Consider the following 8123-nt stretch of genomic DNA (forward strand, 5'->3'; position numbering starts at 1 on the left):
GTATCGACGACACCTTCACTTTCGGCGACACCTAGACGCTGCCTTACGGCCCGATGGAATACATCACCCGGCAAAGCCAGGGCGATTTCTGCATCCTCGACCAGCGCGACGGCAATCTGTGGATGGATGCCGGCATGGTCACCACCCAGGCCGACTGGTCGCTCGATTTCGACATCGGCATGAACTTCTTCGAATGGCATGCGCCGGTGCCGCTGGCGCATGAGAAGGGGATTTTCGTCAGGGCGCTGAAATTCCTCACCAACATCCAGCAGGGCAAGCCGGCGCGGCGCCTGAACTGGACGATGACCATCAATCCGCGCCTCGACACCAGCCCCGAGAACTACCACAAATGGGGGCCGGACCGGGCGACGGTGACGCCGGAGAATGTCGGCGACAAGGTGCATCTTCGCGTCGAACTGCAGAGCTTCTGGCGCCTGCCGCGCTCCAACGGCATCGTCTTCCCGATCCGCTGCTATCTGATCAAGATGGACGAGCTGGCGACGCAGCCAAAATGGGCACGGCGCCTGCACCGCGTCATCCGCGACCTGCCTGACGAACTCGCCAACTACAAGGGCCTTACGCGCTATCGTCCGGCGTTGGTCGAGTGGCTGTCGAAGCTGGATGATGGGAGCGCGACAAGTCCGGGTTTTGGGCCGGATTGAGCAAGGCCCCCTCGTCCGGCCGCTACGCGGCCACCTTCTCCCCGAGGGGAGAAGAGATAGCCAACGCTGGCGCCAGCCCCCTCTCCCCTCGGGGAGAGGTCGGATTGCCCCGAATTGCCCTTCGCAATTCGGCTGGCAATCCGGGTGAGGGGGCTGCTTGCGTCCCGCTCACCCCGCGCTCTGCGGATAGCAAATAATCGACAGATAGCGCATCGGCAGCCTCGTCAGCTGTTCCGGCCCGTGCGGCGCGTCGGCGTCGAAGAACAGGCTGTCGCCGGGTTTCATCGGGTAGAGGTTGCTGCCGTGGCGGTAAACGACCTCGCCTTCGAGCATGTAGAGGAACTCCATGCCCTCATGCTGGAAAGTCGGGAACACATCGGAATCCTCGGTCAGCGTGATCAGATAGGGCTCGACGACGACGCCGCTGGTGTTGGAGCCGATATGGCCGAGCAGATTATACTGGTGGCCGGCACGGGTGCCGCGGCGTTCGACATCGAGACCTTGGCCGGCCTTGACGAAGACGGCGCTGCGCTCTTCCTCGAAGCGGCGGAAGAAGGCTGTTACCGGAACGCCGAGCGCCCGCGACAGTGCCTGCAAGGTGGTCAGCGACGGCGAGGTGATGCCGTTCTCGATCTTCGACAGCATGCCGAGCGAAATGTCGGTGGCGACCGCGAGATCAGCCACGGTGATGCCGAGCTTCTTGCGGAACGCCCGCACCTCGCGGCCGATCGCCACCTCCAGCACTTTTTCGCGCGTGTCGCGAATGGCATGCGGGTTCTGCGTCAGTGGCGCGCGGATGGTCTTGCCGTCGGCTGAAACCTTTGGCAGCGGCTTGGCCGTCGCACCGGCGAGACCAGCCTTGGGATCGGAAACCTTCTTCGCCATGTCGCCCCCGGCACTCCTGGGATTTATTTCACTCTAGGTGAACATGTCAGGTGCCGATACAGGAGCGCAACTGCGACGGCAAGTCGCGTGAGCGCGCATGCGCATGATAATGATGTTTGGCCGCGTCCGGTTTTTCGCGGGAAATCCACATCGGCGAAACCTTGTTTCAGCATCGGGCTGTTGACAGCACGAAAGGGCCAATTACTGTCCTGTGAGTGAAATTTGTTTCGTAAGAGCAATTCCGGGAAAAGCGCATAGCGCTTTCCCCTTGGGAATTGCGTCAAGACAAAAGTCGAAACCAGATCGGGAGGCCTGCCATGAAAAGTCGCGTTGCCGTCATCGGAGCCGGCCCGTCCGGCCTGGCACAGCTCAGGGCCTTCAAGTCGGCGGCCGACAAGGGCGCCGACATTCCCGAGATCGTCTGCTTCGAAAAGCAGTCGGACTGGGGCGGCCTGTGGAACTACACCTGGCGCACGGGCCTCGACGAGCATGGCGATCCGGTGCACGGCTCGATGTACCGCTATCTCTGGTCGAACGGACCGAAGGAGTGCCTGGAATTCGCCGACTACACTTTCGAGGAGCATTTCGGCCGGCCGATCGGCTCCTATCCGCCGCGCGCCGTGCTGTGGGACTACATCAAGGGACGCGTCGAAAAATCAGGCCTTCGCAAATGGGTGCGCTTCAACAGCCCGGTGCGCATGGTGACGTTTTCCGACGAGACGAAGAAATTCACCGTCACCGCGCATGACCGCACCAACGACGTCACCTATTCGGAAGAGTTCGACAATGTCGTTGTCGCTTCCGGGCATTTCTCGGTGCCCAACGTGCCCTATTTCGAGGGCTTTTCGACCTTCAACGGCCGCATCCTGCATAGCCACGATTTCCGCGACGCGATGGAATTCAAGGGCAAGGATATATTGATCATCGGCCGCTCCTATTCGGCCGAGGACATTGGCTCGCAATGCTACAAATACGGCGCCAAATCCATCACCTCCAGCTACCGCTCGAAGCCGATGGGTTTCAAATGGCCGGAGAATTGGAAAGAGGTGCCGCTCTTACAGAAGGTCGTCGGCAAAACCGCGCATTTCAAGGATGGCACCACGAAAGACGTTGATGCCATCATCCTGTGCACCGGCTATCTCCATTCTTTCCCCTTCCTCACCGACGATCTGAAGCTCAAGACCGCCAACCGCATGTGGCCGCTCGACCTCTATGAAGGCGTCGTCTGGGAGAAGAACCCGCAGCTTTCCTATATCGGCATGCAGGATCAGTTCTACACCTTCAACATGTTCGATGCGCAGGCCTGGTTCGCCCGCGACGTCATCATGGGCCGCATCAAGCTGCCGTCGGCCAAGGCAATGACCGAGCACGGCGCGAAATGGAGGGCGCGTGAGGAAACGCTCGAAGACGCCGAGCAGATGATCTGGTTCCAGGGCGACTACACCAAGGAATTGATGGACCAGACCGACTATCCGGGCTTCGACGTCGAGGCGGTCAACCAGACCTTCATGGAATGGGAACACCACAAGGCGGAGAACATCATGGGCTTCCGCGACCACGCCTACCGCTCGCTGATGACCGGGACCATGGCGCCGCTGCATCATACGCCGTGGCTGCAGGCGCTGGACGATTCGATGGAGAGCTATCTCGAGGTGAAGGGCGTCGCGGCGGAGTAGGGCGGCGCCTGCTATCCCAGCCTTGCCCTGGCTTTCGCCGTCCAGGCGCCGAACAGCCGGTCGGCGACAATGCCGATGAAGGCGATGGCCAGGCCCGCGACGATGCCGCGGCCGGAATCGGCCTTGGACAGCGCGATGAACACTTCCTGGCCGAGATCGCGGGTGCCGACCATGGCGCAGATGATGATCATCGCCAGCGCCATCAGGATCGTCTGGTTGACGCCCAGCATGATCTCCGGCAGCGCCAGCGGCAGTTGCACGCGAAAGAAGGTCTGGCGCGGCGTGCAGCCCGACACCTTTGCCGCCTCGATCAGCGCCGGCGGCACCTGCCGGATGCCGTGATTGGTGTAGCGGATGGCCGGCACCACCGCGAAGGCTATCGTTGCGATCATCGCGGTGACGTCGCCAACCCGAAACAGCATCACCACCGGGATGATGAAGCAGAAGGACGGCAGCACCTGCAGCGTATCGATGATCGGTGTGACGATCTTCTCGAAGCGGTCGCTGCGCGAAGCCATCAACCCGATGGGAATGCCGATCAGGCAGGCGATGAAGGCAGAGATACCGCAGAGATAGACCGTCGCCATGGTCTTTTCCCACAGGCCGGTGATGGCGCAGAAGGCAGTCAGCGCTGCCACCAGCACGGCCAGCCGCAGGCCGGAGAGCTGATAGCCGGCAAGGCCGAGCAGGAACACCGCGCCCAGCCAGGGAAACCCTTCGCAAAAGGCACGCAGCGGGTTCAGCAAATTAAGGATCAGCGTCACGCGGAACGCTTCGATCGTGTCGAAGAAATTGATCGTCACCCAGTTCACCGCTGCTTTCCACAGCGGCGCGGTGGTGAAGGTGATCGCTTTTGGCACTCCCGCGAAGGCTGGCACGAACAGACCGAGCAGCGTTGTCACGACAAGGATGGCGATGGCCAGCGTCAGATTGGGATAGCGCCGCCAGAGGCTCGGGCGCATCTCCTGATGGACATGGCCCTCTGCCTGCTTGTGCGCGATGGCCTGGCTCAGCCGGTCGAGCGCGATGGCGAGCGCCACGATGGCAAGGCCGGCTTCCATCGCCTCGCCGACCTTCAGTGCGCGCAGCGCCAGGAGCACGTCGTAGCCGAGGCCGCCGGCGCCGATCATCGAAGCGATGATCACCATGTTCAGCGCCAGCATGATCACCTGGTTGACGCCGACCATCAGTGTCGGCCGTGCCGAGGGCAGCAGCACTCGCCACAGTTTCTGCCGCGCCGTGCAGCCGGCCATTTCGCTGAAATCGTCTATCTCCGATGGCACCCGCGACAGGCCGAGCATCGTCGCTCGCACCATCGGCGGGGTGGCGAAAATGGCGGTCGCGATCATCGCCGAGACCGGGCTGTTGCCGAACAGCAGCAGCATCGGGATGAGATAGGCGAAGGTCGGAATCGTCTGCATCAGGTCGAGGGCAGGGGAGACGATAAGCCTTTCGGCCCATGGCTTGCGCCACGCCCAGATGCCGGCGAACAGCCCGGTGACGATACAGAACGGCACGGCGATGGAGATCAGCGCCAGCGTCAGCATGGCGCTGGTCCATTGGCCGAACAGGGCGATGTAGAGGAAGCAGCCGCCGACCAGCAGGCTGAGTTTTCTGCCGCCAGCGGCATGACCGGCGAGGAAGGCGGCGGCGCAGACGCCGACCCAGGACAGGCGCGGCAGGACAGAGGCGTCAGCGCCGTGGCCGATCTTGAAATTCTTGGCCAGCAGATTGAGCGCGAAATCGAGGGGAACGCCGAGTACCGCGGTGATCGAGCGGGTCAGCCAGGACAGGTTCGACTTGATCCAGCGCATCATCGCGCTGACCCAATCGGCGACCGGCACGACGGCGCTTGCCGGATAGTTGACGGCCCAGGGCAGGCGGTCCTGCAGCAAGAACACGACAAGCACGGCGGCAAGCGCGAACGCCCAGATCAGCAGCCAGACCTGGATCGGCCGCGACCTTGCCTCGCTGGCGCTTGCCGTCACCGTCATGCGCCAACCCTTGAGCGATCGATGCCGGCCAGCAAATCGATCACCGCCTGCGGCGTCACCTCGCCGATCGGCTTGCCGGTGCCGTTGACCACCGCGAACGGCTTGTTGGCGGCAACGATACCGGCAGAGAAGCTGGCGACCTTGGCCTCCGGCGCCACCGTTCCGCCATGCTCCGAGCCGTCGCAGGCGCGCATCAGGCTGCGTGCCGAGATCACCTTGGCGCGGTCGACGTCGCGGGTGAACTCGGCGACATAGTCGGTCGCCGGATTGACCACCAACTCCTCCGGCGTGCCGATCTGGATGACCTCGCCATCCTTCATGATGGCGATGCGGTCGGCCAATCGGATCGCCTCGTCGAAATCATGGGTGATGAAGACGATGGTCTTGTGCAGCATGGTCTGCAGCCGCATCAGCTCATCCTGCATTTCGCGGCGGATCAGCGGGTCGAGCGCCGAGAACGGCTCGTCGAGGAACCAGATTTCCGGTTTTGTCGCGAGGCTGCGGGCGATGCCCACACGCTGCTGCTGGCCGCCGGACAATTCGCGCGGATAGAAATGCTCGCGGCCGCGCAGGCCGACAAGTTCGATGACCTCGCGCGCCCGTGCCTCGCGTGTCGGCCGGTCCTGCCCCTGAATGCTGAGCGGGAAGGCGATGTTCTCCAGCACGTTGAGATGCGGCAACAGGGCAAAATTCTGGAACACCATGCCCATGCGATGGCGTCGCAACTCGATCAGCGCTGCATCCGAAATCTTCAGCAGATCCTTGCCTTCGAATTCGACCTTGCCGTGGGTCGGCTCGATCAGCCTCGACATGCAGCGCACCAGCGTTGACTTGCCGGAGCCCGACAGGCCCATGATGATGAAAATCTCGCCCTGGCGGATTTCGAGGTCGACGGCGCGCACCGCGCCGACAAGTCCGGCAGCTGTGACGTCGGCCATGCTGGCCTTGCCGTCGCGTTCGCGGATGAAACTGGCCGCGTTCGATCCGAACAGCTTCCAGACATTGCGGCAGGCAAGCTTTATCGGGCGGGCATCTTCTGGCGTGCCCGCCCCCTTGGCGCCCTGTTCAGTCTTGTCCGTCATTCAAACGTCCTTCTGGAACACAAGAACCGAGGCCCGGCTGATCAGCAGCCGGGTCTCATCTTCCAGTCGGAACGATCACTGCGCCCAGGCTTTCCAGTCGGCTTCGTGGGCGGCGATCCAGGCGGCGGCGACGTCTTCCGGCGTCTTGCCGCCGAGATCGATCTCGCCGCTCATCTTGTTGAGCTCGTCGGTGTCGACCGTGTAGGCCTTCGCCACCTTGTAGGCGACCGGCCATTTGTCCTTCATGCCGGCCCAGGAGTACTTCCAGATCTCGCCATGCGGCTTGCCGCAATCATATTTGGCGTCGGGGTTGGTGCCCCATTTCGGGTCGTTGTAGCACTCGGGCGTGTATTCGGGGAATTCAACCCATTCGCCCTTGTATTTGGCCGGCGCCCAATGCGGCGAATAGATCCACAGCATGATCGGCGCTTTGCGCTGATAGGCCGAGTCCAACTCGGCGAACATCGCCGCGTCGGTGCCGGCATGGATGACGGTGAAGGGCAGTTTCAGCGCTTCGACGCGCTCGTCGTCAAAGCCTTCCCATGTTACCGGGCCGCCGAGATAGCGCCCCTTCGGTGCGGTCTCCGCCGTCGAGAAGGCTTCGGCGCATTTCGGATCCTTCAGCGCTTCCCAGTTAGGCAGGCCGGGGCACTTCTCCTTCATGTATTCGGGAAACCACCATTCTTCCTTGGCCTTGGGGCCGAGCTTGCCCAGCCGTTCGGTCTGGCCTGTCGCATCGGAGGCCTTCATGGCCTCGCCGGCGGTCGTGTCCCAGAATTCCATGCCGACATCGAGATCGCCATTGGTGAGACCGGTGGTCAGGCTGGAGAGGTAGTCGGCGGTCGGATATTCGACGGTATAGCCGAGCTTTTCCAGGATGCCGCCGAGGATCTTGGCGTTGAGGTTGACGCTGGTCCAGTCGAACAGCGCGATCTTGATCGGATCGTTGGATTCCGGTGCGGCGGCTTGGGCGGAAGGTGTCAGCAGGCTTAATGTCGCGAGCGCGACGGCGCTCATCGAGAGTTTCGAGATCTGGCTGCGAAATGACATGCTTGTTCTCCTTCAAGCTGTGAAAATTATCGTTCGTTCCCTTCTTGCGGCTTTTTCTTGATTGTGTTGGAAAGACTGGTCTTTGCGCAAGACCGTCGGCGCCAAATTATTGCCCCGGCTTTGGCCAGTGCAGGCAAGATGGTGCTCAGTTCTGGTGATAATGGAACAGGATCGGAGTGTCGGCGTCATGACTGCCGACGGATCGCTGAGGGAGCGGTCATCTGCGGATCGATTGCCAGTCCTGCGGCGCCCTGCAAGGTGCGAGCCATCAAGGTCGTATGATCTCGGCTACCCGCCTGGTAAGCCCCATCTCGCCAAGGCCGTTTCATAGGATGAAATTATATATACCAAGGTTCATGTCGCGCAACGACTAACGCTTCGCGAGACGTACAAATTCAGACTGCAGGCGAAGCTGAGCTCTTACCAGCAGACGTAGCCGCCATCGACAATCAGGTCGAGGCCGGTGACGAAGCTCGCTGCGCGGCTGGCGAGGAACACCGTCGGCCCGACCATTTCCTCCGGCGCCGCCATGCGCCCCATCGGCGTGTCGCGCTTGAAGATCTTCACCTCTTCCGCCACCTCTGGCCGCTTGTTCATCGGAGTCAGCGTGTAACCGGGACTAACCACATTGACGCGCAGGCCGCGATCGGCCCACTCCATGGCGAGGCTCCTGGACATGTGGATGACGGCAGCCTTCGAAGAGTTGTAGTGCGCCTGCGTCAGGCCGCGGTTGACGATGGTGCCCGACATCGAGGCGATGTTGATGATCGAGCC

Annotated in this window: 6 protein-coding genes and 1 pseudogene; 2 read left to right on the top strand and 5 right to left on the bottom strand. The window is 62.1% G+C overall.

Annotated elements, in window-relative coordinates; translation table 11 throughout:
• Window positions 1-662: pseudogene (locus EN750_RS09820) on the top strand (DUF3445 domain-containing protein); the annotation flags it as partial.
• Between the two features lie 168 nt (window positions 663-830).
• Here the strand turns inward: EN750_RS09820 and EN750_RS09825 are convergent.
• Complete coding sequence (locus EN750_RS09825; protein ID WP_127396299.1) at window positions 831-1547, bottom strand: XRE family transcriptional regulator; 717 nt, start codon at window positions 1545-1547, stop codon at window positions 831-833.
• Between the two features lie 317 nt (window positions 1548-1864).
• Between EN750_RS09825 and EN750_RS09830 the strand changes: the two genes are divergently transcribed.
• Window positions 1865-3223: an NAD(P)/FAD-dependent oxidoreductase gene (locus tag EN750_RS09830; protein ID WP_127396300.1), complete on the top strand. Its 1359-nt coding sequence runs from the start codon at window positions 1865-1867 to the stop codon at window positions 3221-3223.
• Window positions 3224-3234: 11 nt separating this feature from the next.
• Here the strand turns inward: EN750_RS09830 and EN750_RS09835 are convergent, their stop codons facing one another.
• The 4 genes from EN750_RS09835 to EN750_RS09850 form a co-directional block, all read right to left on the bottom strand.
• Window positions 3235-5217, bottom strand: coding sequence for an ABC transporter permease subunit (locus EN750_RS09835; protein WP_127396301.1), 1983 nt, complete (start codon window positions 5215-5217; stop codon window positions 3235-3237).
• Entirely contained in the window at window positions 5214-6299 is a 1086-nt protein-coding gene (locus EN750_RS09840; RefSeq protein WP_127396302.1) for a glycine betaine/L-proline ABC transporter ATP-binding protein, read from the bottom strand. The genes EN750_RS09835 and EN750_RS09840 overlap by 4 nt, the downstream gene beginning before the upstream one ends.
• Before the next feature lie 75 nt (window positions 6300-6374).
• Window positions 6375-7349: an ABC transporter substrate-binding protein gene (locus EN750_RS09845; protein ID WP_127328478.1), complete on the bottom strand. Its 975-nt coding sequence runs from the start codon at window positions 7347-7349 to the stop codon at window positions 6375-6377.
• Between the two features lie 420 nt (window positions 7350-7769).
• Window positions 7770-8123 (bottom strand): SDR family oxidoreductase (locus EN750_RS09850; protein ID WP_127396303.1); only part of this gene is annotated, 354 nt, incomplete at its 5' end.

Source organism: Mesorhizobium sp. M7A.F.Ca.ET.027.03.2.1, assembly GCF_003999175.1.
Classification (GTDB): domain Bacteria; phylum Pseudomonadota; class Alphaproteobacteria; order Rhizobiales; family Rhizobiaceae; genus Mesorhizobium.

What these genes read in the sequence shown, in the direction of transcription:
- EN750_RS09825 (WP_127396299.1), bottom strand. Translation starts at nt 1,547, where the DNA reads ATGGCGAAGAAGGTTTCCGATCCCAAGGCTGGTCTCGCCGGTGCGACG.
- EN750_RS09830 (WP_127396300.1), top strand. Translation starts at nt 1,865, where the DNA reads ATGAAAAGTCGCGTTGCCGTCATCGGAGCCGGCCCGTCCGGCCTGGCA.
- EN750_RS09835 (WP_127396301.1), bottom strand. Translation starts at nt 5,217, where the DNA reads ATGACGGTGACGGCAAGCGCCAGCGAGGCAAGGTCGCGGCCGATCCAG.
- EN750_RS09840 (WP_127396302.1), bottom strand. Translation starts at nt 6,299, where the DNA reads ATGACGGACAAGACTGAACAGGGCGCCAAGGGGGCGGGCACGCCAGAA.
- EN750_RS09845 (WP_127328478.1), bottom strand. Translation starts at nt 7,349, where the DNA reads ATGTCATTTCGCAGCCAGATCTCGAAACTCTCGATGAGCGCCGTCGCG.